Origin of the sequence: Citrobacter sp. wls706, from assembly GCF_005281305.1 — a bacterium.
Lineage (GTDB): Bacteria > Pseudomonadota > Gammaproteobacteria > Enterobacterales > Enterobacteriaceae > Citrobacter > Citrobacter werkmanii.
On sequence record NZ_SZXG01000032.1, the window covers coordinates 24,112 to 50,493 of the forward strand.

At 51.3% G+C, this 26,382-nt stretch carries 14 protein-coding genes and 1 other RNA gene; 10 read left to right on the plus strand and 5 right to left on the minus strand.

Features of this window, described 5'->3' with window-relative positions:
• Nucleotides 1-493: 493 nt before the first annotated feature.
• The 5 genes from FDW92_RS13500 to ssrA all read left to right on the plus strand — a co-directional run bounded on the left by FDW92_RS13500 (nucleotide 494) and on the right by ssrA (nucleotide 17,232).
• Complete coding sequence (locus tag FDW92_RS13500; protein WP_042313279.1) at nucleotides 494-11,962, plus strand: BapA/Bap/LapF family large adhesin; 11,469 nt, start codon at nucleotides 494-496, stop codon at nucleotides 11,960-11,962.
• Between the two features lie 70 nt (nucleotides 11,963-12,032).
• On the plus strand, nucleotides 12,033-13,442 hold the full coding sequence (locus tag FDW92_RS13505) for a TolC family outer membrane protein (protein ID WP_042313275.1): 1,410 nt from the start codon (nucleotides 12,033-12,035) through the stop codon (nucleotides 13,440-13,442).
• The gene (locus FDW92_RS13510; protein ID WP_042313272.1) at nucleotides 13,439-15,625 is read left to right on the plus strand and encodes a type I secretion system permease/ATPase; all 2,187 of its coding nucleotides are present in this window, start codon (nucleotides 13,439-13,441) and stop codon (nucleotides 15,623-15,625) included. The genes FDW92_RS13505 and FDW92_RS13510 overlap by 4 nt, the downstream gene beginning before the upstream one ends.
• A gap of 7 nt (nucleotides 15,626-15,632) precedes the next feature.
• On the plus strand, nucleotides 15,633-16,796 hold the full coding sequence (locus tag FDW92_RS13515) for an HlyD family efflux transporter periplasmic adaptor subunit (protein WP_137349546.1): 1,164 nt from the start codon (nucleotides 15,633-15,635) through the stop codon (nucleotides 16,794-16,796).
• 72 nt (nucleotides 16,797-16,868) lie between these two features.
• Nucleotides 16,869-17,232, plus strand: a transfer-messenger RNA (tmRNA) gene (gene ssrA / locus FDW92_RS13520).
• A 376-nt stretch (nucleotides 17,233-17,608) separates the two neighbouring features.
• On the opposite strand, the gene FDW92_RS13525 is transcribed toward ssrA, so the two are convergent.
• The 3 genes from FDW92_RS13525 to FDW92_RS13535 all read right to left on the minus strand — a co-directional run bounded on the left by FDW92_RS13525 (nucleotide 17,609) and on the right by FDW92_RS13535 (nucleotide 20,339).
• A complete protein-coding gene (locus tag FDW92_RS13525; RefSeq protein WP_042313267.1) occupies nucleotides 17,609-18,655 on the minus strand; it encodes a methylated-DNA--[protein]-cysteine S-methyltransferase in 1,047 nt (348 codons plus the stop codon).
• Nucleotides 18,639-19,415, minus strand: coding sequence for an isocitrate lyase/phosphoenolpyruvate mutase family protein (locus FDW92_RS13530; protein ID WP_042313264.1), 777 nt, complete (start codon nucleotides 19,413-19,415; stop codon nucleotides 18,639-18,641). The genes FDW92_RS13525 and FDW92_RS13530 overlap by 17 nt, the downstream gene beginning before the upstream one ends.
• A 132-nt stretch (nucleotides 19,416-19,547) precedes the next feature.
• Nucleotides 19,548-20,339, minus strand: a complete 792-nt coding sequence (locus FDW92_RS13535; RefSeq protein WP_042313262.1) for a hypothetical protein — start codon at nucleotides 20,337-20,339, stop codon at nucleotides 19,548-19,550.
• 406 nt (nucleotides 20,340-20,745) lie between these two features.
• Between FDW92_RS13535 and FDW92_RS13540 the strand changes: the two genes are divergently transcribed.
• From FDW92_RS13540 to FDW92_RS13550, 3 genes are all read left to right on the plus strand, one after another.
• Nucleotides 20,746-21,294 (plus strand): AAA family ATPase, encoded by a 549-nt coding sequence (locus tag FDW92_RS13540; RefSeq protein WP_042313260.1) that lies wholly within the window; start codon nucleotides 20,746-20,748, stop codon nucleotides 21,292-21,294.
• Between the two features lie 151 nt (nucleotides 21,295-21,445).
• The gene (locus tag FDW92_RS13545) at nucleotides 21,446-21,898 is read left to right on the plus strand and encodes an NUDIX domain-containing protein (RefSeq protein WP_042313257.1); all 453 of its coding nucleotides are present in this window, start codon (nucleotides 21,446-21,448) and stop codon (nucleotides 21,896-21,898) included.
• A gap of 319 nt (nucleotides 21,899-22,217) precedes the next feature.
• Nucleotides 22,218-23,138, plus strand: a complete 921-nt coding sequence (locus FDW92_RS13550; RefSeq protein ID WP_042313254.1) for a hypothetical protein — start codon at nucleotides 22,218-22,220, stop codon at nucleotides 23,136-23,138.
• Between the two features lie 323 nt (nucleotides 23,139-23,461).
• On the opposite strand, the gene FDW92_RS13555 is transcribed toward FDW92_RS13550, so the two are convergent.
• Both FDW92_RS13555 and FDW92_RS13560 read right to left on the minus strand, forming a co-directional pair.
• Nucleotides 23,462-24,139, minus strand: coding sequence for a hypothetical protein (locus FDW92_RS13555; RefSeq protein ID WP_042313252.1), 678 nt, complete (start codon nucleotides 24,137-24,139; stop codon nucleotides 23,462-23,464).
• A gap of 228 nt (nucleotides 24,140-24,367) precedes the next feature.
• Nucleotides 24,368-24,595: a DUF1272 domain-containing protein gene (locus FDW92_RS13560; RefSeq protein WP_072014810.1), complete on the minus strand. Its 228-nt coding sequence runs from the start codon at nucleotides 24,593-24,595 to the stop codon at nucleotides 24,368-24,370.
• Nucleotides 24,596-25,035: 440 nt separating this feature from the next.
• Here FDW92_RS13560 and FDW92_RS13565 point away from each other — a divergent pair, with 440 nt between their 5' ends.
• Complete coding sequence (locus FDW92_RS13565) at nucleotides 25,036-25,392, plus strand: hypothetical protein (protein WP_042313249.1); 357 nt, start codon at nucleotides 25,036-25,038, stop codon at nucleotides 25,390-25,392.
• Nucleotides 25,393-25,745: 353 nt separating this feature from the next.
• A complete protein-coding gene (locus FDW92_RS13570; protein WP_042313246.1) occupies nucleotides 25,746-26,312 on the plus strand; it encodes a Slp family lipoprotein in 567 nt (188 codons plus the stop codon).
• Nucleotides 26,313-26,382: the final 70 nt, after the last annotated feature.

Sequence of the window (26,382 nt, forward strand, 5' to 3'; positions counted from 1 at the left end):
CATTCATAGTAATTATAGATTCCATTGCTGAATCGTTCAGCTAAAAATACAACCTCCAATCCGCAGTCAAGGAGTAGCCTAATAGAATAAAACTTCAAGTACTCCCGCCCTATATTTTCCACTCTACGAAATAGCATTATTATTACTGTTGTTTATTATTAACAATAAATAATAAAATCAATGATTACAGCAAGTTATAAATAAAACCTATTTATCGAAACGTTTAACTCATTTCGATGAAAAATGTCATCATATATTTTTAATATCTGGACATTGCAGAAAAGTTTCTTTCTGACTATATCATCTAATACGAAAGAACTATTTTTGGTGCTCAGACTACGACTTTATTTGTTCAGAAACTGATATCTGTAAATCTCATCCATGAAATTACATGTGCAAGTTCATCATTATGATGAACGAGGCACCTGTCTGCTCATTTTCCCGGCACGCCGTTGCGGATTAATACTCCCGACCTGCCATCAGGAGTGAACATATGCGTCTACTCGCCGTTGTATCGAAGTTGACTGGTGTTTCTACCAATGTTGAAGCCTCTGAAATTACGCTCAACTCACCTTCTATTGTGAAACTGTCCGTTTCGCGTGAGGAGGTCAGCCAGTTGACTCGCGTTAATCAGGATCTGGTTGTCACACTCCGTTCAGGTGAAACCATCACCATTAAAAATTTTTACGTCGGAAAAGGTGATGCGCAAAACCAGCTGGTTCTGGAAGACAGCAATGGCGCGCTGTGGTGGGTTCAGGATACGGATGGCGCTTTCCATTTTCAGCACCTGGACGATCTCACGCCGCTGATGACGGCCGAAGGCAGTCATGACGGTGGCGCAGTCTGGCCCTGGGTTCTCGGCGGGGTCGTTGCCGCAGGTGGGATTGCAGCTATAGCCTCTTCTGGCGGCGGTGGCGGACATCACAATAACGACAACGGCTCAGGAAATGGTAATCCCGGTGGTAGTACGGGTCCTGGCGTTGGAACAAATCCAGATGGTGGCACCAATCCAGGCGGTAATAATAGCGGAGATACTACTCCACCAACATCTCCAACTGCACTGGTGGTCTCCCCTGATGGCAAGTCGTTGACCGGGCAGGCAGAACCGGGCAGTACAGTCATCATTAAAGATGCGCAGGGCAACATTGTTGGTCAGGGTAAAGCAGACAGTGACGGCAAATTTGCGATCGATCTTAATCCCCCTAAACTCAGCGGAGAACACCTGACCGTTACCGCAACCGATGCGGCAGGTAATACCAGCCCCGCCGCGAGCGTTAACGCGCCCGATATTCCTCTGCCTTCCACACCGGTATTTTCTGCTGCTATAGACGATCAGGCTCCGGAAACCGGGACTGTCGCTAACAAGCAATTTACCAATGACAATACCCCGACGCTACAGGGAACCGGCACCCCCGGCTCAACTATCCATATTTATGTTGATGGCAAAGAGACAGGTACCGCCGTGGTGGGATCGAATGGAAAATGGAGCTTTGCTATTGCCACACCGCTGGCAGATGGTGAACACAGCTTTACAGCCATTGCTACCAACCTTAAAGGCAGCAGCGGAGAATCTACCCAATTCACACTCAACATTGATACTCACACCCCAGAAGCCCCTGTACTTGAAGCCCTAACGGATAAAACAGGTTACATTACTGGTCTACTCATCAATAACGCACACACTGATGAAGCAAAACCAACCCTATCCGGTAAAGGTGAAGCAGGAAATACCATTACCATCCGTGAAGGGAACATCATTCTGGGGACGACTGTCGTTGATGCCAGCGGCCAGTGGAGCTTCACCCCGACAACAGCGTTAAGCGACGGCGCACATACGTTCACGATCCAACAGACGGATAAAGCAGGAAACGTCAGCGAAATAACGACAACCCCAACGATTATTGTTGATACGACTCCCCCACCTGCTGCGGTGGTTGACTCAGTCTCCGTGGATGGCACCACCGTAACAGGTCATGCTGAAATCGGCAGTACCGTCTCCATCTATGATGCCGATAACAATCTCCTCGGTTCAGCTGTAGTAGGCCAGGATGGCTTATTCAGTATTACGCTGAATCCAGCGAAAACGCATGGCGAAACGCTGGAAACACGTATCCGGGACGAGGTAGGTAATAACGGACCGGCAGGCCAATTTACTGCATCAAACTCTCAATATCCTTCTCAACCGATCATCATCACCGTGTCAGATGACATTGGGAGCATGACCGGTGCTCTGAAAAACGGCGATGCTACAGATGACAATCGCCCGACCATCAGCGGTACAGCTGAACCGGGAAGTGTTATCACAATTAATGACAATGGCGTGCCAATGCCAACAATCCCGCCGGTGATTGCTGACAACGATGGGAAGTGGAGCTTTACGCCCTCTCAACCACTTCCTGATGGCGATCATCTTTTTACCGCAACGGCGACAAATAACTTCGGCACCAGCGGACAGTCCATCAGCTTTGCGGTTGATATCGACACCCAACCTCCGGTGCTGGAAGATTTGGAAGTCATTAATCAGGGAACCACGCTGACAGGCTCCACCGAAGCAGGCAGCACGGTGGTGATTAAAGACAGTCAGGGAAATGTTTTGGGAAGCGGTAAGGCAGGTAATGATGGCTCATTCTCAATAGGCATTAATCCCGCCAAAACCAATGGTGAAACGCTGACCATTTCGGTCACTGATAGAGCCTCAAATACGGGTCCTGTAGAGAGCCTGAAAGTACCGGATATTTCGCCGCCAGCCTCCCCTTCCGGACTAACTGTCGCTGCCGACGGTGAATCCGTTAGTGGTCAGGCGGAACCCGGTTCTACGGTTATCATCAGAGACGTCGCGGGTAACGTACTGGGTACCGGGATCGCCAACGGCAGCGGGCAATTCATCGCCCCGCTAAATTCACCACAAACCAATGGCGAAGCGTTAACGGCAACAGCCAAAGACGCTGCACAAAATGAGAGTCTACCGTCTACCGTGCTCGCACCGGATACGACCGCACCACGCGCACCAGAAGATGTGAAGGTGAGCCCGGAAGGCACCAGCGTAACGGGGACGGCTGAACCAGGCAGTACAATAACCATTACCGCACCGGACGGCAGCACCATCGGTACTGGAAAAACGGGAAGCGATGGCAACTTTAGCGTACCGCTTTCACCTGCGCAGACGAATGGCGAAACCGTCAGCGTCACCGCCACTGACAGTGCTAAAAATGAAAGCCCGGCGAAAACCGCAGTTGCGCCGGATACTACCGCCCCAGATAAGCCCATTATTTTGCAGGTATTTGATGACGTCGCAGGCGATACCGGGCCACTCACCAGTGGACAAACAACCAACGATAACCGTCCGACGCTGAGCGGCACAGCAGAAGCTGGCTCAACGGTAGAGATATTTGATAACGGGACATCTCTAGGTGTGGCCGTAATGCAGCCTGACGGTAGCTGGAGCTTCACCCCTCAGACCGACCTCGGTGAAGGGAAACACCAGCTTACGGCTGTCGCTACAGATACCAAAGGCAACGCCAGCCCAGCGACCGCGTTTGAACTGATTGTTGATACGCAGTCACCGCAAATGCCTGCCATTAGCCATGTAACGGATGACAAGCCGGGCATTGTCGGTTCCATCGCCAATAACGGTCTGACCAACGATAACACGCCAACCATCAACGGAACCGGCGAACCCGGCTCAATAGTTCATCTGATGCGTGACGGGCAACTGATTGCAGATATTACCGTCGATACTAGCGGAATATGGAGCTACACCCCGCCGCAAACGTTGCCCGATAATAAATATGAATTTACGGTGACAGCCAGCGACAACAATGGAAACACGACACCTCTCTCCGCAGGGTTCACCATTACCATTGACAGCACGGCACCTCTCGCCCCGGGATTTTCTGCGATCCTTGATCCTGATAAAAATCCTATCGATACCAGTCAACCGACCAACTCTTCTCAGCCACAGTTAACCGGTAGTGGCACCGCTGGCGACACCATCACCATTTATGACAATGGCAAGCCGATTGGCGAAACAAAGGTTGGCACGGATGGAAGCTGGCAATTCACGCCGCCAGTGGTTCTGGGTGACGGCACATATGTTCTGACGGCAACCGCCAGCGATCCGGCAGGCAATGAAGGCCCGAAATCCACCAGCTTCACGCTACAGGTCGATACAAATGCGCCAAATGCACCACAAATCCTGTCAGCAACCATTGTTGTGGGTACCGAAAATGTCGTTCTGGCTAATGGCAGCACAACGAACCAGGAAACTCCGCTTCTGAGCGGTACCGGCGAGCCAGGCGCCACGATTACGCTCTATAATAATGGCACTGAGGTGGACACGGTAAAGGTCAATGCACAAGGGAAATGGACCTACCAGCCAACCGCCAATTTATCTGAAGGGTTAAACGTCATTACCGCGACGGCTACCGATGCGGCAGGCAACGTCAGCCCGGTATCCGGCGTCTACTCGATCACAATTGATACCATTCCACCTGCGAAACCTGACGTACCGCTAATCACCGATAACGCTCTACCCGTTGTCGGAAACGTTGCCAGTGGTGGCACAACCAATGACACCACGCCCACCTTCAGCGGGAAGGGAGAGCCGGGTAGCACTATCACTATCTACAATAACGGCAGCGAAATTGGTCAAACAACTGTAGGTGATAACGGGAGATGGACCTTTACCCCTAGCCCATTAGACCCAGACACGACTTACGTCATCACCACAACTGAAACCGACATTGCGGGCAATACCAGCGATCCGTCGGATCCCGTCCCCCTAACCATTGACACAACGGTCCCAACCACTCCCACTATTGAATTTGCGACGGATGATGACGGCGTACCTGACTCAAACTTTAACAACAACGCCACCACCGATGACAATACGCCGGTTATTCATGGTACGGGTGAAGCTGGCAGCATTATTACTGTATTCAATGGCACTACCGTTCTGGGCGTGGCCACTGTCGACAGTTTTGGCAACTGGGAATTCCCCATTACCAGCGCCCTGCTCGATGGAACCTATACCCTGACCGCCAGCGCAAAAGACGCCGCCGGTAATCCCAGCGGGACATCGAACAGCTTTACCTTTACCGTTGATACCATTCCTCTGCAGGCACCGGTAGTGACGGAAATCCTTGATAACGTCAACCCGGTCACTGGCACTCTGAGCGATGGCTCCTTCACTAACGACCAGACGTTAACCATCAACGGCACCGGAGAGACGGGCAGCACAATAACGATTTATGACAATGGCACAGCTATAGGGACCGCAAACGTCATTGATGGAAAATGGACATTCACCACGCCTGCACTTTCAGAAGATCCTCACGCGCTGACCTTCAGTGCAGATGACGGAGCCGGAAACACGACGGTTCAAACGCCGGCCATTAATATCACCGTAGATATTACACCGCCGCCAGCCCCGACGATCCAGACTGTCTCACCGGATGGCACCCGGGTTGCTGGTCTGGCAGATCCTTTCGCCACGGTTGAAATTCGCGATGCTTCCGGCACGCTAATCGGTACCGCAACCGCAAATAATACCGGCGAATTCGCCGTAACCTTAAGCCCGGCGCAGACCAACGGCGGTGAACTCACGGCGAAAGCAATTGATCGCGCGGGTAACGAAAGCCCCAACGCGACCTTTCCCGCCTCTGACAGCGGCCTGCCTGATGTGCCGTTCATTATCGCGATTGACGACGATGTCGGTAGCGTACAGGGAAATATTCTCACTGCTGGCGGTAGAACAGACGACACCACCCCCACGCTTCGTGGCACAACGGAAGTGGGGTCGACGGTCGAAGTCTTTATTAACGGCACCAGCGCTGGCCAGGCCATCGTTGATACCAGCGGCAATTGGACATTTGCGGTTCCCACCCTGCCGGGCGAAGGGAACTACAATTTTACCGTTCAGGCCACCAACGGTAACGGCAAGGGCGGTCTGTCCGCCCCCGTTGCAGTAACGGTAGATTTAACCGCACCGCTCCAGCCGGTGATTGTTAACGCGACGGATGACGTTCCCGGCTACACCGGCTCACTGGCTAACGCCGCGCTAACAAACGATGCGCGCCCCACGCTCAACGGTACCGGCGAAGCAGGTGCCACTATAACCATCTTTGATAATGGCAATGCGATCGGCACTACCACCGTCGCTCAAAACGGTAGCTGGAGCTTCACGCCGGGAAGTAATCTCAGTAACAGCCAGCATGTGTTCACCGCCCGCGCAACGGATAGTGCAGGTAATACCGGGGCTATTTCGGGCGATTTCACCCTGACCATTGACGCACAAGCGCCCACCGTCCCGACAATTACATCGGTGATTGACGATAACAACCTACCGAACGTTTCCGTCTTACCAGGCCAGGTAACTGACGATCGCCAGCCCGTGCTGAACGGTACGGGCGAAACCGGTGCGACAATTAATATCTTTGATAACGGCGTACTCCTTGGTACGACCGTAGTAGGTGCAGGAGGAGCCTGGTCCTGGACGGTTGACAGCGCGCTAACGGAAGGCAGCCACACCCTGACCGTCAGCGCCACCGACCCGGCAGGTAACACCAGCGCAGCCTCCTCTGGGTGGAATATCGTCGTGGATGTGACGCCCCCCGCCGTACCAACGCTCACTTCCGTGGTAGACGATCAGCCCGGTTTAACCGGCAATCTGGTCAGCGGTCAACTCACCAACGACGCGACTCCGACGCTCAACGGTCGCGGAGAAATCGGAGCTACAATTAATATCTGGCTGGATGGCGGAACAACACCGATTGGCACAGCCATTGTTGATGGAACCGGGTCGTGGAGCTTCACGCCTGGAACGCCACTCACTAATGGTAACCATACCTTTACCCTCAGCGCGACTGACCCAGCCGGCAACACCAGCGCCCTGTCCGGTGGATTTACGCTGAATGTTGACGCCACTCCACCTATAGCGCCAGTCATTACCAGCATCGCGGATAATACGGCCCCCGTGATAGGCGTCGTACCGAATGGTGGAAGCACCAACGAGACAAGGCCGACAATTACCGGAACCGGTGAAGCAGGCTCGACAATCTCTATTTATAACGGCGCTTCTCTCGTGGGCACAGCCCTTGTCCAGGCCAACGGCAACTGGAGCTTTACACCAACAAATGCGCTTGCTGCAGGCACATGGAATCTTACCGCGAAGGCAACTGACACCGCGGGTAATACTGGGCCGGCATCGGATGTTCGCTCATTCACTATTGATACTACCGCCCCCGTTGCACCTGTCATAACCACCGTCTTTGACGATCAAGGGCCACTCACCGGCAATCTCAGCAATGGACAAATTACTGATGATGCCCGCCCGACATTCAGCGGTACCAGCGAACCCAACGCCATAATCCGTATCTTTGACAACGGCTCTTTGTTAACGGAGATAACCGCTAACAGCAGCGGTAACTGGAGCTATACGCCTACGCAACCAACAGCGCCTGCAATGGCCACGGGAAACCATGTCATCACCGTAACGGCCATCGATGCGGCGGGTAATGTGAGTCCTGCATCGGACAGCTTCACATTCGTGGTGGATACCACCGCGCCATTACTACCGGTTATTACCCTGGTGACCGATGATATGCCCCCTGGCACCGGGGCGATTACTAACGGACAAAGTACCAACGATCCAACGCCGACGTTTAGCGGAACAGCGGAGGCCGGAGCCACAATCACCCTGTATGAGAATAATACCGTCCTGGGAACCACCACCGTGTTAGCCAACGGTACCTGGAGCGTCACCACCTCCACGTTGGGAAGCGGTACACATACCATTACCGCTGTCGCTACAGATGCAGCAGGCAACGCCAGCCAACCAACAGGCGGTTTTACGCTGACTGTCGACACATCGGCCCCCGCTACGCCAACCCTGACTACCGTCGTGGATGACGTTGCTGGCGGTGTATTCGGCAACCTGAATAACGGTCAGATCAGTAATGACAGCCGGCCAACACTAAACGGGACTGCTGAGGTGGGAAGTACGGTAAGTGTTTATGACGGCAACACATTGTTGGGAACAACCACGGCTGGAGCAGGTGGCGCCTGGAGCTTCACGCCGGGAACCCCGCTCAGCGAAGGCTCGCACACGCTAACCGTCACCGCCACCGATGCGGCGGGTAATAACAGCCCGGCGACCAACAGTTTTGTGATAGTCGTTGATACCACCGCGCCAGGCGTGCCAGTTATTGTCAGCATTATTGATGATGTGCCTAACATCACTGGTGCAGTGGGTAATGGTCAGTCCACCAATGATACCCTCCCCACGCTCAACGGCACGGCGGAAGCCAACAGCACGGTCAATATCTTTGACAACGGCGCGCTGGTGGCCTCCGTAACGGCGAACGCCAGCGGAAACTGGACCTGGACTCCCACCTCAGCGTTGGGCCAGGGCACGCATGCTTATACGGTGAATGCCACTGATACGGCGGGTAACGTGAGCCCCACCTCCCCTGGCTCGTCGATTGTAGTGGATACCCTCGCGCCCGGCGCGCCAACGGGCCTTACTATCAATGCCACCGGAAACCGCGTCACCGGTACAGCTGAAGCAGGGAGCACCGTGACCATTACGTCCAGTACAGGAACCGTACTGGGAACCGCCACTGCGGATGGTGCAGGCAGCTTTGTGGTGACGCTTTCCCCGGCGCAAACCAGCGGCCAGGCGCTGCTGGCATTTGCTCAGGATAAAGCGGGCAATATCGGTGTTTCTGCCGGGTTCACTGCCCCAGATACCCGCGTACCCGATGCCCCAACCATCGTCAGTGTTGTGGATGATTTCGGCATTTATACCGGGATTATCGCCAATGGCCAGGTAACCAACGATGCCTTACCTACGCTAAACGGAACGGCACAGGCCAATGCCGTCATCAATATTTACAACAACGGGGCGCTGCTTGGCTTCACAACGGCAAACGCCAGCGGCGTCTGGTCCTTCACGCCTGGCAGCAATTTGACCGAGGGCTCGCACGCCTTTACCGCAACGGCAACCAACGCTAATGGCACAGGAGCCGCATCAGGTCCCGCCACAGTGGTGGTCGATACACTGGCTCCCAATACGCCAACCGGCATACTGAGTACGGATGGCGGTTCGCTAACAGGTCAGGCAGAAGCAAACAGCACGGTGACGGTGACAATCCCTGGCGCGGGTACCTACACCACGACGGCAGGAAGCAACGGCGCCTGGTCATTGACCTTGCCGACCAAACAAATTGAAGGGCAGAAGCTGGGCATAACCGCAACCGATGCGGCGGGCAATACGTCGGGGTCGCTCTCCATTACCGCCCCAATCCTCCCACTCTCGGCTAACGATAACGTCACCAGTCTCGCGCTGACGACCACCGCAACCACCAGCTCACAAAGCTACTCTGACTACGGTCTGCTGTTGGTAGGTGCTTTGGGGAATGTCGCCTCCGTTCTGGGTAATGACACCGCACAGGTACAGTTCACCATTGCCGCCGGTGGCTCCGGCAATGTTACGATCGATGCGGCAGCGACAGGCATTGTTCTGTCATTGCTCAGTACCCAGGAGATTGTGGTGCAGCGCTTTGATGCCACTCTCGGCACCTGGAGCACCTTCATCAACACTGCAAATGGCGACTTCGCAAACCTACTGACGTTAACTGGTAGCGGCGTCACCCTGAATCTGACCGGCCTGGCCGGCGGGCAGTATCGCGTGCTGACGTATAACACCAGCCTGCTGGCGACAGGTTCATATACCAGCCTGGACGTAGACGTACATCAGACCAGCGCAGGCGTTGTCAGCGGGCCGACCGTCAATACTGGCAACGTGATGGCAGACGACGTTACGCCAACCGGGACAACACTAACATCAGTCACTGATGCCAGCGGGAAAACCACCGTCGTTGGCGCGGGTGGGGTCGATATCACAGGTCAGTACGGCACCCTGCACATCAACCAGGACGGCAGCTATACCTACACATTAACTAACACCAGCGCCGCGGTTTACGGTCAAAAAGAGAGCTTCACCTATACCATCACACAGGGTAGCAACAGCAGCTCGGCACATCTGGTGATCAACCTGGGGCCAGCCCCGGCGGCCACCACCGTTATTGCGGCCGACAACAATGCTGCCATGGTCTTTGATACCAGCGTCAGCTATGTCAACAATGGGCCATCAGTACAAAGCGGTCTGACGGTATTAAGCGTCGGAGTTGGTACCGTACTTAACGCCAACCTGCTTGATGACATGAGCAATCCGATTATCTTTGATGTAGAGGATGGCTCAACCCGTACGATGACCATTCAAGGGACCGTTGGCGGCGTAACGCTGGCCTCAACGTTCGATCTTTATATCTACCGCTTCAATGATGCGATCCAGCAGTTTGAACAATACCGGGTGCAAAAAGGCTGGATCAACACCCTGCTGCTGAATGGCAATTCACAGCCGTTGACGGTAACGCTGCCAGGCGGTGAATACCTGTTTGTACTGAATACCGCCAGCGGGATCAGCGCCCTCACCGGTTACACGCTCAATATCTCGCAGGATCATACCTATGCCGTAGATAGCACTACCGCCAATACCACCGGCAATGTGTTAACTAACGATATTGTGCCGCCAGATGCGGTGATCACTGAAGTCAACGGCGTGGCTGTCCCGGCATCGGGAAGCACCACCATAAACGGACTCTACGGTACGTTATCCATTGATGCAAAAGGAAATTACACCTATACCCTGAAAAACGGCGTTGGTGCGGACAGCATCAAATCCCCGGACAGCTTCGTCTATACCGTTCGCGCGCAGAATGGTGATACGGATACCGCCTCACTGAATATCACGCCAACCCCGCAGGCGTTGAATGCCGTCGATGACGTCAGCAGCATCATGGCGGTAAATACCGTTCAGGACTCGGCTGCATATGGCAGCGGCGTGCTGGGAACAGCGACAATTCCGACACTGGGGAGCAAGGCAACCGCGACAGGTTCGTTTGACATCGCGACAAATGACGTCCTGAAAAACGCTACGCTTAACTTCGATATCAACACGCTAATCACCGTCGGTACGCTCGGTGTGAGCTGGACGATAACCGGCCCTGGCGGATACACACTTTCAGGTACGGTACCTGCCAGCGCCATCAGTCTGTTAGGCAGTTCAATCGCGGTCTCGCTGGGGAATGCCGAACTGACCGCAGGTCATTACAGCGTCAGCTTCACAGGAACGATGGGAGGGCTGGCCGTGGGCGACGTCAGCATTACGCCGAACATCACCGGCACCACCTGGCACCTTAATACCTTTGACGTCAACACCACCACGGTAAATGGCAATATTTTTGATGGTAGTGATGCGGCAGGCGCCCACGATCAGCTGTCAACCGTCCATACCCTGCTTACCGTCAATGGCTATAACGGCAGTACCGCCACGCTCAATCCGACCAGCAGTACCAGTAGCGCCACCGTTCAGGGCCATTATGGTTCACTGACCATGAATCTGGATGGCTCCTACACCTACACGCTGAAGCCGGGTACGACCGTGGCATCGATGACCACCAAAGAGACCTTCACCTATACGCTTAATGACCAAAACGGACATACGGACACCGCCACGCTCACCATCAATATGAATCCGCAGCTGGCAAGCTCCTCACAACATGATGTGATCACCGGGTCGGTCTACGGCGATACGCTTATCTATCATCTGCTTAATGCCAACAACGCAACCGGAGGGAACAACAGCGACAACTGGACCAATTTCTCTATGGCCCAGGGCGACAAGATCGATATCCACGAACTGCTGAGCGGATGGAACCATCAGGCCTCAACGCTTGGGAACTACGTGCAGGTCACCACCAACGGATCCAACACCGTGATCGCCATCGACCGCGATGGTACGGGTGGAACTTATCAATCCACCAACCTCATCACCCTGGAGAACGTCAACACCACGCTGAATGAACTGCTACAGAACAACCATCTCATCACGGGTGGTTAATACATAAAGCTCCGGGCGCCACGACGCCCGGAGCAACTGCCGTAACGGTTGTATTTGAAAGGGATGAGATATGGGAAAAGTCATGCCCGTGGCATTACTGCTGGCATTAACGCTGTGTTCCATGCAGGTGAATGCCGAGGATGAACCGCAAATTATTACGCCGGAAGGGTTGGCAAACAGCCAGATGCTTCCAAACCTTGACGGCTCCGTTGCCGATCTGCCGCTAAGCTCCGCCGCCCCCGGTACTCTGACGCTGAACGATGCCGTGAGTCGTGCCGTGAGCTGGCACCCATCCATTCGTGAATCTATCGGCAAATTACTCACACAGAATGAGCAGATAGACGTGGCGAAATCGAAATATTACCCGCAGGTAACTGCCGGAATGAACAACGGCTACAGCAATACTTACACCGACCACGGCCTTAGCCCAGCCCTGGTTATTTCGGTGTCACAAATGCTGTATGACTTCGGCAAAGTGGCCAGCCAGGTCCGCGCTGAAACCGCAGGTTCCGCGCAGCAGCAGGCTAATGTGTTACTCAGTATTGATACCATCGCGCACGCGACCGCCAACGCGATAGTCCAGGTGCAGACGTGGCAGCAAATGGTGGATGCCGCCGAGGAGCAACTCGCCGCTCTGAACGGCATTGGCCGACTGACCCGGCAACGCAATGATGAAGGCGCAACCTCGCTATCAGACGTGGTGCAAACCGATGCGCGTATAGAGTCCGCTCGTTCGCAACTGGCGCAGTACCAGGCCAATCTCGACAGCAGCAAGGCAACTCTGATGAGCTATCTCGGCTGGAACTCGCTCAACGGCATCAGCAATGAATTCCCCGGCAAACTGGACAGCAGTTGTGATGTCGTTAAACCCGACGATAAGCTGGTTCCTGCCGTGCTGGCGGCGTGGGCGCAGGCAAATGTGGCGCAAGCCAACCTCGACTACGCCAACGCGCAAATGACGCCAACTATTTCTCTGGAGCCGTCGGTTCAGCACTATCTCAACGACAAATACCCCAGCCATGAGGTACTCGACAAAACCCAGTACTCCGCATGGGTAAAAGTTGAAATGCCGCTGTATCAGGGGGGTGGACTTACCGCCAGACGCAACGCCGCCAGTCATGCGGTTGAGTCAGCCCAGTATTCTATTCAACGAACCCGGCTTGAGGTACGGCAGAAATTACTGGAATCCCGCAGCCAGGCGATGAGTCTCGCCACCGCCCTGCAAATTCTGCGACGCCAGCAGCGACTGAGTGAACAAACGCGCGAGCTGTATCAACAGCAGTATCTGGATCTTGGTTCACGCCCGTTGCTCGATGTGCTTAACGCCGAGCAGGAGGTGTATCAGGCGCGCTTTGCTGAACTCCAGACCCAAAACCAGCTGCGCCAGTTACAGCTTAACTGCCTCTACAATACCGGATCGCTACGCCAGGCGTTCGCCTTAAATAACCGCAGCATTCAATCGGTGGAGATACAGCTATGAGCGACGTCGATTCACATGCGGAAGAGGCCATTGGCGAACAGCCCCTAAGCCAATGGGCGCAGGCGATGACGTATATTGCCAGCCACTATCGCGTTGCCTGCTCCCCCGGCGCAATCCAGGCCAACGCCCCGTGGTTTGCAGGGAAAAACCGCACCCTCGCGCTGACACAACTGGCGCGCCAGGCGGGCCTGTCATTTCACGCGCTGAACACCACAAAGCAGGCGTTCAGCCAGTGGCGTTTACCGGTAGTGGCGGAACTGCGCGACGGCCAAATCATGGTGATAGAGCATTTCAACGGTGACGATGCACTGGATGTTTTTATCATCGCCGAAGAGGGGCAACGTAACCGGGTGACGGTCGCAGAGCTTGTGCCAGAGATCGTAAGCATTACCGCGCTGCGCCCGCTTTCGGCGCTAAAAGACAGTCGGGTAGACCGCTATATTTCTCGCTTTAAACCCGACTGGATGCGCGAACTGGTTTTACAGGATATCCGCCCTTACCTGCCAGTAATGGTTGCCGCTTTTCTGATTAACGTTCTGTCGCTCGCCGGGATTATCTTCTCCATGCAGGTCTATGACCGGGTGATCCCTGCCCAGTCTTATCCAACGCTGTATGTTCTCTCCACCGGCGTTCTGGTCGCGGTGCTGTTTGGCTTTTTGCTGCGCGAAGCACGTACCCACATAATGGATCTGCTGGGTAAACGCGCCGATATGCGCATTTCCGATCGGGTATTCAGCCATGCCCTGCGGCTGCGTAATAGCGCCGTACCTCGCTCGACAGGGAGCTTTATTTCTCAACTCCGCGAGCTGGAGCAGGTTCGCGAGATGATCACCTCCTCGACCATGTCGACTATTGTCGATCTGCCTTTTTTCTTTCTGTTTATCGTGGTGCTGGCCTGCATTGCCCCGCCGCTGGCATGGATAGCGCCCGTCGCCGCCCTGCTGATGATCCTGCCAGGTTTACTGTTACAGAAGAAGCTGGCGGTGCTCGCCAACCAGGCCGCACATGAATCCACCCTGCGTAATGCGGTACTGGTTGAAAGCGTTCAGGGGCTGGAGGACATCAAGCTGATGCAGGCGGAAAACCGCTTTTTACAGCAGTGGAACAGCTACATCCGCATTACCGGAGAGTCCGGGCTGCGCACGCGCAAGCTGACTCAGGGGCTGATTGGCTGGGGCATGTCGGTACAGAGTCTGGTCTACGCCGCCATTATTATGTTCGGCGCGCCGATGGTCATTGAAGGCACGATGACCACCGGGGCCGTGGTGGCCGCCTCCATGCTCGGTTCCAGAATGATTGCCCCAATGGCTAACCTGTGCGGCGTGCTGGCCCGCTGGCAGCAGGTCAAAGCAGCAAAGATGGGGTTGGATAGCATCATGCAGCTCCCTACCGAAACGCAGTACGATGAAGATCGGGTACATCAGGAGATTCTTCACGGTCATTATCTCTTTGAAAACGCGCACTTTCGCTACCACAGCGACGATCAGCGCGTTCCGCTGCGTATCTCCCGTCTGGAGATCATGCCCGGGGAACGAATAGCGATCCTCGGTCGTAACGGCGCGGGGAAATCAACGCTGCTGCAGGCCATGGCGGGCGGCGTGGAGATTATTCAGGGCGAGGTCCGACTCGATAACCTGAGCCTGGCGCAAATCGATATGGCCGATTTACGCCGCAACATCGGTTTTCTCAGCCAGAATGCGCGCCTGTTTTTCGGCACCCTGCGTGAGAACCTGACTCTCGGCGCGCCGCATGCCAGCGACGCGCAGATATTCGAAGCGCTGGAGGTTAGCGGCGCAGCGGCTTTTGTTAAACAACTCGCCAAAGGGCTGGCGCATCCGATTATGGAGGGCGGCAACGGTCTGTCCGGGGGACAGAGGCAGTCGATTTTGCTGGCAAGAATGCTGCTGCGCTCGCCCAATATCGTACTACTCGACGAACCCAGTGCTTCACTGGATGAACATACCGAGCGGGAGTTTATTCAGCGGCTGAACCTGTGGCTGGGCAACCGCACATTGATTGTCGCCACCCATCGAGTGCCGGTTCTGGAGCTGGTTGAGCGCGTGGTGGTGTTGAAAGAAGGTCAACTGGTGATGGATGCCCCGAAAGCGCAGGCGTTGAATGCGAGTCGGGCACCTGTACCTACTCACGGTCGGGAGTGGAAAAATGAAAACCAATCCGCATGACGCCGCCATGGACGATCTCGATATCCGCCGCGAACACCGTTTTTCCGGGGCCAGCCGCATTATTCTGCTCAGCACGCTGTTGTTTGCTGTGCTGGGTATCTGGGCATATTTCGGTAAACTGGATGAAGTCTCAACCGGCAGCGGGAAAGTGATCCCCAGCTCACGTGAGCAGGTATTGCAGTCGCTGGATGGCGGGATCCTCGCCGAGCTGACGGTACGCGAGGGCGATAAGGTGCAGGCCAATCAAATCGTGGCGCGCCTCGATCCTACCCGGTCTGAGTCCAACGTTGGGGAAAGCGCCGCCCGCTATCGCGCCTCGCTGGCTTCCAGCGCGCGGCTTAATGCTGAAGTTAACGATCTGCCGCTGACCTTTCCCGATTCACTGCGCGCCTGGCCGGATCTCATCGCCTCCGAAACGCGTCTGTATAAAAGCCGCCGCGCGCAGCTTGCTGATTCTATGGCGGAACTGCAGGACGCGCTGGTCTCAGTTAACAAAGAGCTGGCCATTACCCAGCGCCTGGAGAAAAGCGGCGCCGCCAGCCATGTGGAAGTGCTGCGCCTGCAACGACAAAAAAGCGATCTGGGATTAAAAATTACCGACCTGCGTTCCCAATACTTCGTGCAGGCGCGTGAAGCGCTGTCTAAAGCCAACGCCGAAGTGGATATGCTGGCAGCTATTTTGAAAGGACGTGAGGATTCCGTCACCCGGCTGACCGTGCGCGCGCCCATGCGCGGTATTGTGAAAAATATCCAGGTCACCACCATCGGTGGGGTTATCCCCCCCAATGGCGAAATGATGGAAATAGTGCCAATAGACGATCATCTACTGATTGAAACCCGTCTGTCGCCACGTGATATCGCATTTATTCACCCAGGCCAGCGAGCGCTGGTCAAGATAACCGCTTATGACTACGCCATTTATGGCGGTCTGGAAGGCGTAGTTGAAACCATCTCTCCGGACACCATCCAGGATAAAGCGAAACCGGAAATCTTCTACTACCGCGTGTTTATCCGTACCCATCAGGACTACCTGGAGAACAAACTGGGACGCCATTTCTCCATCGTACCGGGCATGATTGCCACAGTGGATATAAAAACAGGTGAAAAAACCATCGCCGACTATTTAATCAAACCATTTAATCGGGCTAAAGAAGCGCTGCGCGAGCGGTAAATCCTTGAGGATAAGGGGTTGCGGGGGCTGGTCACGCGTGTCACAAGTCTGTTATACTTGCTCTAACACATTGGGGCTGATTCTGGATTCGACGGGATTCGCGAAACCCAAGGTGCATGCCGAGGGGCGGTTGGCCTCGTAAAAAGCCGCAAAAAAATAGTCGCAAACGACGAAAACTACGCTTTAGCAGCTTAATAACCTGCTCTGAGCCCTCTCTCCCTAGCTTCCGCTCTTAAGACGGGGATCAAAGAGAGGTCAAACCCAAAAGAGATCGCGTGGATGCCCTGCCTGGGGTTGAAGCGTTAAAACTAATCAGGCTAGTCTGGTAGTGGCGTGTCCGTCCGCAGGTGCCAGGCGAATGTAAAGACGAACTAAGCATGTAGTACCGAGGATGTAGGAATTTCGGACGCGGGTTCAACTCCCGCCAGCTCCACCAAAATTCTCCATCGGTGATTACCAGAGTCATCCGATGAAGTCCTAAGAGCCCGCACGGCGCAAGCCCTGCGGGCTTTTTTGTGTCTGTTGTTGCCCGAGGGCATCCGGCTAAATCCAGAGAAAATTGGTACACGTTTAGGTACACGCTATATTGTGGTCCATTAAACGTGTACTAACTATGGAAAGATTCCAGACATGGCGCGTATCACACGCCCCCTCACTAACAACGAGATCCTTAAAGCTAAGCCCCAAGAAAAAGAAGGCATGGTCAGTTTTGAACGATATACTAACCTTTACTTGCGAAAAACTTCATAGATTACAAACTCAAGGCACTTATACAGAGCTGAAATTTTCCGGCTGCATAGAACATCAAGCCATTAAGCGTTGTTTCTCTCATGCTCAATGAGCCATTCTTTGCGCGAAATACCACCACCATAACCAGTCATTTTGCCATCTTTTCCAATTATCCGGTGACAAGGGATCACTATCGCAATTCGGTTTGCGCCATTAGCTGCAGCGACGGCGCGCACAGCATTGGGCTTATTAAGCCGAATTGAAATCGCCTGATAGTGTGAGGTCTGGCCATATGGAACTGCACGCAGCTCATGCCAGACAGATTGTTGAAAATCACTGCCCGGAGTATCGACAGAGAGCTCAAACTGTCGGCGAGTTCCGGCAAAATACTCGCTGATTTCTTTTACTGTCTGCCGGGTATGGCTGTTTTCTCCGGTGACAATTCTGGCGTTAAATAAACGCTGGATATCGCGAAATTCTGTTTCTAACATCCGGCGATCGGTAAACTCCAGCAGACAGACCCCCCTCTCTGTAGCACAGACAAACATCGGTCCAAGCATAGTGGTAAACCGGTGAATGACAATCACCTGGATTGCCTGAGTCGGCGCTGCGCCAGTAAGACGCTTGTAGGTATAACCAAAGCCGCTCAAGGATTCATAGCCATTGTCCAGCGCAACGTCAGTCGCCGCTCGTCCGCTTTTCAGCTCCTGCAGGGCAATATTCACCCGCTGCATTCGCTGGAAAGCCTGAAAAGTGATGCCATGGTGTTGCAGGAACCAGCGTCTTACCCGCTCCGGGCTGATGCCATGCTGGCGAAGCTGCGCGTCAGCTACACGGGATTTTATATCGCGCCTGACAAGCGCAAGCGCCTGTTCAACAAATAATGGCGCGCTGTGCGCATTTTCTGCGGGTCTGCAGACTTTACAGGGACGAAACCCGGCCGCCAGGGCCGATTTAGCATCTTTATAAAATTCGACATTTTCGCGTTTGGGCTTTCGTGCCCGGCATACAGAAATACAGAATACGCCAGTGGTTTTGACGCCAACAAAAAACACGCCAGTATATTCTGGAGCTCGTTCAAGTAATGCCTGATACCAGATATCACACAAATTCTTATCGGTTATTTTCATCACCAAAAAGTCCTTCAAACGTCTGACGCGCTCGGATCGCATGCATGACATCAGTCAGCGTTGACTGCATCGTTGAATGAACAAAATTGCCCATTGAAATGCGGCTTACCCCGGCCCGTTTCAGCCTGTCGAATGAGGGAAGATCGGGCATACACATGACATTCAGAGGCAATCCCATTGCCTCTGCAATGAGGCTGATGTCTTTCTCTGACGTCAGGCAGGGAACAAAAAGGCCGTCGGCACCTGCAGCTTTATAGCGTTGACCCCGTGATATCGTCTCCTGCAACGCGTCTTCATGCCCGAGCAGGTAAGTATCAGTCCGGATATTCATAAACAGGCTGTAATTTTCGCTTCTCAGCGTATCGCACACTGTTCTCAGGTTACGGGAAAAATCAGAGACATCGTCAAGCTGACGAACCCCGTTTATGACTCGGCTGTCTTCGAGGTTAACGCCTGCGACGCCTGTCTGAGCAAGGCGCCTGAGATTGGCTGCTATCTGTTCGGCTGAATCACCATACCCTGCTTCCATGTCAACGCTCAATGGCAGGTTACTGACAGCCCGGATCCGGGTGACCATATAAAATAACTCATCAAACGGAATTCCCTGCCCATCGTCATATCCCAATGTGGACGCTATAGCTGCACTGGACGTTCCCAGAACCTGGTAGCCTGCTTTTTGCGCTGCGACAGCACTGGCGGCATCCCAGACGTTGGCGATAAGAAGAGGCTCATGCTGATAGTGGCGTTCTGCAAAGTTCATATTCATATCCTCTCGATAGATTGAAAATGAATCTAAGCACTCAGGAAGAACCTCACAACCGAAATTCAGACGACCATTTTTTTAGCAAACATCGTCTGAACATGGATGCGGAACAGACCAAACCTTTTAAGGTCAGGTTCTGGCTTCGAGCATGGCAAGAACAGCCCAACGTGCCGCATCGTCTGCGATATTTTCCGGCAGCGCATCAGCCCGCAGCGTGATATAAGCATCAACAGCCATTCTGATGGCCATGCTGACGGAGTCACGATCGTGTGTTGCCAGCGTGGAAGTCAGCAAGTCATCAGGATCAATGCTGAGGAATTCGATGCGACGAACCCCACGTTGCGGTAGATTGGCACGACGGTACAGCATAGGTCCCAGCACTTGCTCGCGGAAGAATGCCAGCATGCCTATCGCTTCAAAGAGTTCGCCTCTTCCCAGCTTAACCACTGCATAATGAAGCCAGATCCAGGCTCGGGACTCAAACCACTCCGGCGTCATGTTGGGCCACTGAGCACTAAATTTTGCCAGTTGGCGCTCCAGAGCAGTGCTATCACGGGTAAATAACACTGCTGGCTCCTCAACGCGTTTAGTGAGCATTTCCAGGGTGACGAATTTCAGATCGACATGAAGGAGTTCTGGGCCATACAGGCAGATAAGCAGACGAGGCTCTCCCACATGTTCCCCGGTGAAAGCATGGAGCAGGTGACCCAGTGTTCCGGCGAACACAATACGCTGAGCCATAATTTCGTCATAGTGGAGAGGGTCTACAACAACGACAAAATCCAGATCGGAGTATTTATCAAATCCGCCATGGATAATCGAGCCGCCAGCAAGAAGGGAATGAATTCGCGAATCAGACTGGAATTTAAGCTTGAGTTGCTCTGCAAAACTTCTGTGTAAATCGGGTAATGTACTAAGCATACTTTTTCCTGTTCACAAAAAATACAAAGCATTTCAGAATATCGAGTAGTTTATATTCAGGCCAGATATTTTTGCAGGAACAGTCATGTCCTTCGAAGACGCTCACTTAGCCGCATGCCCACTATTGGTGGGTAAGACCAGAGAGCGAAGTGCGGCGTTTAGTTGGGGGAACGTTTGATCATCCGCATTGGCAGCGTCCTCAGATTCCATCGAATGGTGAAATCCTGCCCACCTATCAGTCGTATTGCTAGCACAGTTTTAGAACATCCTGTCAGAACGAGTAGCGGATATGCAAGCCAGGATAAAATGTAGTTAGTCACACCATCAACAAGTAATCTGCCGACACGGGAAAATACGCCATAAGAATTGCTACTTCATCGCGTCTATAAATGTTCAGGAGGGTTCAATGTCTTCATCTTTTCAACATCGTTTCATTCTCACAGGTGGCCCAGGGTCAGGCAAAAGCACGATAATTGATACCATTATAAAAAGAGGTTTTTGGTGTTCTAAAGAAGCTGGACGAGATGTTATACAAGACCAGGTTAACATCGGCGGTGATGCATTGCCATGGGCCAATCAAACTGCGTTCGCAGAGCTCATGCTATCCTGGGAAATGCGTTCATGGCACGAAGCAGAAGGGCAAACAAGACCCTGCTTCTTCGACCGTGGTGTTCCTGATGTTGTAGGTTATTTACGTCTTTCAGAGCTTACCATACCGAAGCATCTGGAAAACGCCATCGAGAGATTTCGCTATAACCGAACAGTATTTATTGCCCCCCCCTGGCGTGACATATATGTACAGGATACCGAGCGCAAGCAATCTTTCGATGTCGCCGTCGCGACATATCACGCAATGGTGCAAACATACCGTATGTATGATTATCAGTTGATTGAATTGCCATGCGTTTCGGTTGAGGAGCGTGTGGATTTTATCCTTTCCAGGATAGTACGCTGATAAAACAGCAACTACGCGTAATGGTGAATCACTCTGCCTGAATCGGCCATCGTGGCAAGAAAATACATTCTCTATGCGCGCTTGCAGACTGCAATTTATGTTTATATGAAAATCCGCAATGAGGGTTTAAATTTTATTTAAGAGGGAATAAATGCGTACTCGTCCATCCTCTCGATTGATAGTTCTTTCACCTGAAAATCACGTTCTGCCCTTTAGGTTCTGCCATAAAGATGATGCTCTGGATGGAAAAACTTACTGGGCAACGCCAGGGGGAGGACTTGAGCACAACGAGTCTTTTGAGCAGGCGGCGCTACGTGAATTATTTGAAGAAACGGGCCTGATAAGAAAAACGGCGGGACCACAAATAGCCTCCAGAACCTTTCCTATGATGTTGCCAAGTGGTGAGAACGTTCTCGCTGAAGAACATTTCTTTATTATTACTGCAGAAAAACCAGATATTGACCGATCAGGTTGGAGTAACAACGAAAAAGAAGTCATTCGCGAGCACTACTGGTGGAGCTTAGAAGAGCTCAAACAAACTAAAGAAATCATCTTCCCACTCGATTTGATAATTAACATACTTGAAGGCTTCCCCTGCACTTAACTCTCTGAAACGGCTTAGATGTCCACTTCTGGCACGAAGTGGACAAACCTAAAAATTATACAAGATGTCATCGATTGCAATCTGCATCGTGGCCAGCTTTTGGGTGCAGTTCATTTAGGACGAGGAGGATGCCAAATCGTGGTAATACGATGAATCCATTTGTGATGAACCTCCGCTGTCAACTGATAAAACGGACATAATACAGTATAATGCTTACAGGGTGAGTTCCATCAAAATGGAGGGCATGCCCCGCAAAAAACACTCCACTTTCTTTAGAGAGGGGATTATTAAAATCGATATGGATTATTAGGATAAGTAAATGACCGTTTATTTTGATTTTGATAGGGACGTAGTAATTCATGAATACCACCAGGTAAGCAAATACTATATATCCAGTAGTATCTATCGACAAATGAAAGGTACCGGATTGCCTGCAAATTCAACGGAAGCCCCCCCACCAGATGAAAATGCTCCCAATGGTATGGTGTATATATTTAATGATAATACATGGGATTTGGTACAGGACACATTTCCACGTCCTAACATTGAGGAAGTTAACTATACGTACACAGGGGAAAGACCATTAGAGACGGTAATCGAAAGGATAGATTTCCCATTTACGTATTTTCCACAATACAATGATGTTGTAGATTATATATCATCAAATTTAAAAACACTGCATCTATCATTCAATTATGTTCGCATTCAGAAAAAATATTTGCATATTATTGAATTATTTAACTTAGCAACATCAACACATAATCCATTCACACTCCAAGAGAGAATTTTCGATTACAAGGTAGAATCTGAATTTTTTGTTGCGATGATAAGATCATTTTTTGACGAAATGGTCCAACTGACATATCTATTGATTAACGAAGTGAGCGACAATTTAATCGACAGCATTGGCTCGCTAATTCGTGATCAAAATAAAAATAGAGAATGTTATAATGTATTTTTTGGTGATAACGATGTCTATATTAAAGATGATAGTGAATACTTAGTTATTATAAATAATCTTTCCAACTCAATAAAACATTCCTCACTGCATTACGAGTCGTATTCATCTTATCCCCTTTCGCCAAATATACTTTCTTTTTATAAGAAGAATAATACATTCAAAAATAACGATGTAGTTATACACAACCATAATGTCGTAGATGTATTTTTAGGATTCAAAGCTAATTTCCATAGGATTATTAAAAATCAACAGAATTATGTTAAACACCATGCAAAGTAGTCTGAATCTTGGCGACATGCTGGAAGCCTTTTTGCAACTCCAGACAAAGAGTAAAAATCTTCCCTAAGAGCTGAAACATAATCTACAGGAAGACTGACCTGAACCCCATTGATTAACACATTGTAATATCAGTAATGTCCGCTTTTGACACAGAGCGGGCGTACTGGGAGAGTTTAAAGTCTGCTGGGAGCGAGAAACGGACGTTCTCATAGGCCCTTTTCCGACCGATCTGTACGGCACACACCTTACCCCAGCCCGCCGGTGCTTATCTACTCCCGCGGAAAGGGGAACAATGGTGATGCCTTGTTATTAAGGAATTTATGCTATGGCTGCGATGCTTTTGCACCAAAGCTGAATGCAACTTTTTCGGCATTTTTATCATTTTTTCTCTCATACTCAAGTATTTGTGCAGCTTCCATTTCCCCAATTGTGCCTTTTACTGGTTCACCATCAATAAGATATTTTACTAAGCTTTTATCCGCATCGTCACACGCTTCGCTTAATTTAAAGAAACGATAAGGGATAATATTTATGGCAATACTCTGTTCAGTGGATAACGTTTCCACTGACGCATTTGCATATCCTTCCAGATCAGACTTGAGGGACAAGTAAAGCCTCCAGCATTTTTCGATTTTATTCGCAGCATCGACATCGCTTCTTGATATTAACATTATAGAATCCTGAGAGACTGACAGCTTTGGTGTGTCATCATCCATCAAAGTAGTGAGCCTTACCCACCGGGCCTCACGGTTGTCTTCCGGATTGCCTTTAATGTATTCATTCAGTCCATTCAGGAGCAAGTAAGACATTCTGGAGTGTATTGCAAGCGCCCTGATGCTACCTCCAATTGACTGAATGGCAACTGCCGCGGCATCGTTATCCAGCTTTTCAGCACGTTTATTTGCCGTGTAAGAAAAAAAGGTGCCAACGAGTGAAATAATTATTGCAAAAATTGCAATGATATCGGATGGCTGAATGCGGTTTCTTCTCGCACGACTCATACTGTCCTCTGCTTGGCTGAAATCTAAAGAGTCTATTAAATTAACGCGTTTGCCCCTTGATCTGAAGGGAAAGGCTTAGCAACAGAAATGAATAACTGCAATGCGGGTGACATGTTCCTCGTAAATCAACACAAGCTGATGATAGCAACTTCCGTTCCTGGCACTAAACTGACGAGCAGCAGGATCACGGAGACCGTTACAAGCAACGAGCGAACATCGTTTGCATCTCTATTGTTGATAGTGACGCTGAGTGGATGCAGGGTGTCGCAGGAGGGATGCTTCGGGGCGTATTGGACGTCGCACCAGCTCCCCTCCGCAGTTCGGGCACTGGCCATTAAGTCGTTGGGTCACGCAATCTACACAAAATGTGCATTCGAATGAACAGATGTAGGCCCCTTTTGATTCAGGTGGCAGATCTTTATCACAGCATTCGCAATTAGGACGGAGTTCAAGCATGGTGCTCTCTTATTGTTAAAGGCACATCATTGGACATACCAAAAGCCCTCTATCGGTATCACTTTTGCGATAAACGACGTTATTGTTTATGCCCGTATGAAATAAGCATGGTCTACAGGCCGGAAAAATCAAGAGAGTGAATTATTTGATAGAAACGCTCACCTTCGGAAACGAACGACCAGCCTATAACGCCCCAATCAATCACATAAAAATCAAACAGATAAAACTTTTCATATCAACATTATCACTACAATTTTTACACCTTCCCTTTCGCGCAAAAAAACAATACCCGCCATAAAAATAACCGTATTAATTGCTCAAAGCTGCACAAAATGGATAAATAACGTTAGCAGCACTTACAGTTTTTTCCTAAAGTCAGCGCTTCGTTTGTATGTCATGCTTCATCACGCTAATAACTTATAACGCTAAGCGAGGATATTATGAAAAAGACAATTATCGCATTATCTGCAATTCTGCTGGCTTCTCCTGTTATTGCCGCAACAACACACGCAACCGATAATGATGTCGCTGCCGCGCACGAAAACGCGAATACTGCAAAAGAGAAACTGCATCAGGCGCAGAATCAGGGTGAAGAGCAAAAATTAAAAGCAAAACATGCTGCTGAAGGTAAGCAAGATGACCTGAGCAGCAAGGTGAGTGAGGGCTCACAAAAAGCCTGGAATACAACCAAGGAAGGCGCTGAAAAAGGCTGGAATGCAACAAAAGAAGGTGCAGAGAAAGGCTGGAATAAGACCAAAGAAGGTGCAGCCTCCGTTGAGAAAAAAATCAGCGAATAATCCTCCAGCCATTCAATAATAAAAAGCCGCGAAAGCGGCTTTTTATTATTAGCATGATCCGTCCTGCACAGCGTTGACACGTTCCTGACTTAAATCCGCAGAATGTGATGATGAATGAGTTCAAACGCACCCAACGTGATTACCTGCTCGGTCGCCACCGAGTAATAACCTTGTGGTATCATCAGCACCTCACAGTTGTTGACCGTCATCCACTCACCTGGCGCCCCGCTAAAATACTGTCTGTTATTACCATAAGCTACAATTATATTAATTTTAGATAATCAGCCTCGCGCCTGCTGACATTAATGAGTAAAGGTTTACTATAGGCATGTCTTTTTTAGCAGGAAAGTAAAATGAAAAAACAAAAAGGGTTGCTGATTATTGCCCTTGCTTTCACTCTGGCATCATGTGCTTCAATTCCTGAAAATATCAAAGGTAATAATCAACCAGATATACAAAAGAACTTTATCTCCGTGCATAACCAACCGGGGTTATATACAGGCCAGCAGGCCCGATTTGGGGGTAAAGTCATCAATGTAATTAACACCAAAACGGATACGTTACTGGAAATCGCCGTTCTGCCGCTGAACAACGACGCTAAACCACAAATAGACGCCAGCTATCAGGGACGTATTATTGCCCAACAGAAAGGTTTTCTCGACCCGGTAAACTACAGAAACCACTTCGTGACTATTTTAGGGACAATTCAAGGAGATGAACAAGGATTCATCAACAAAATCCCGTACAACTTTGTTAAAGTTGATTTACAAGGCATTCAGGTTTGGCATTTAACTGAGTCCGTAAACACGACCTATAATATGTGGGATTACGGTTATGGCGCGTTCTGGCCCGGACCGATGTGGGGAATGCCCTACTCCGCAAGTACCGTAACCGAGGTTACGCCAGAGCTAGTGAAATAATCCCTGTAGTACGATGATGCGAATAGACTCCGGAGTCGAGTGTTTGCCAACACGCATTTTAATCACTCCG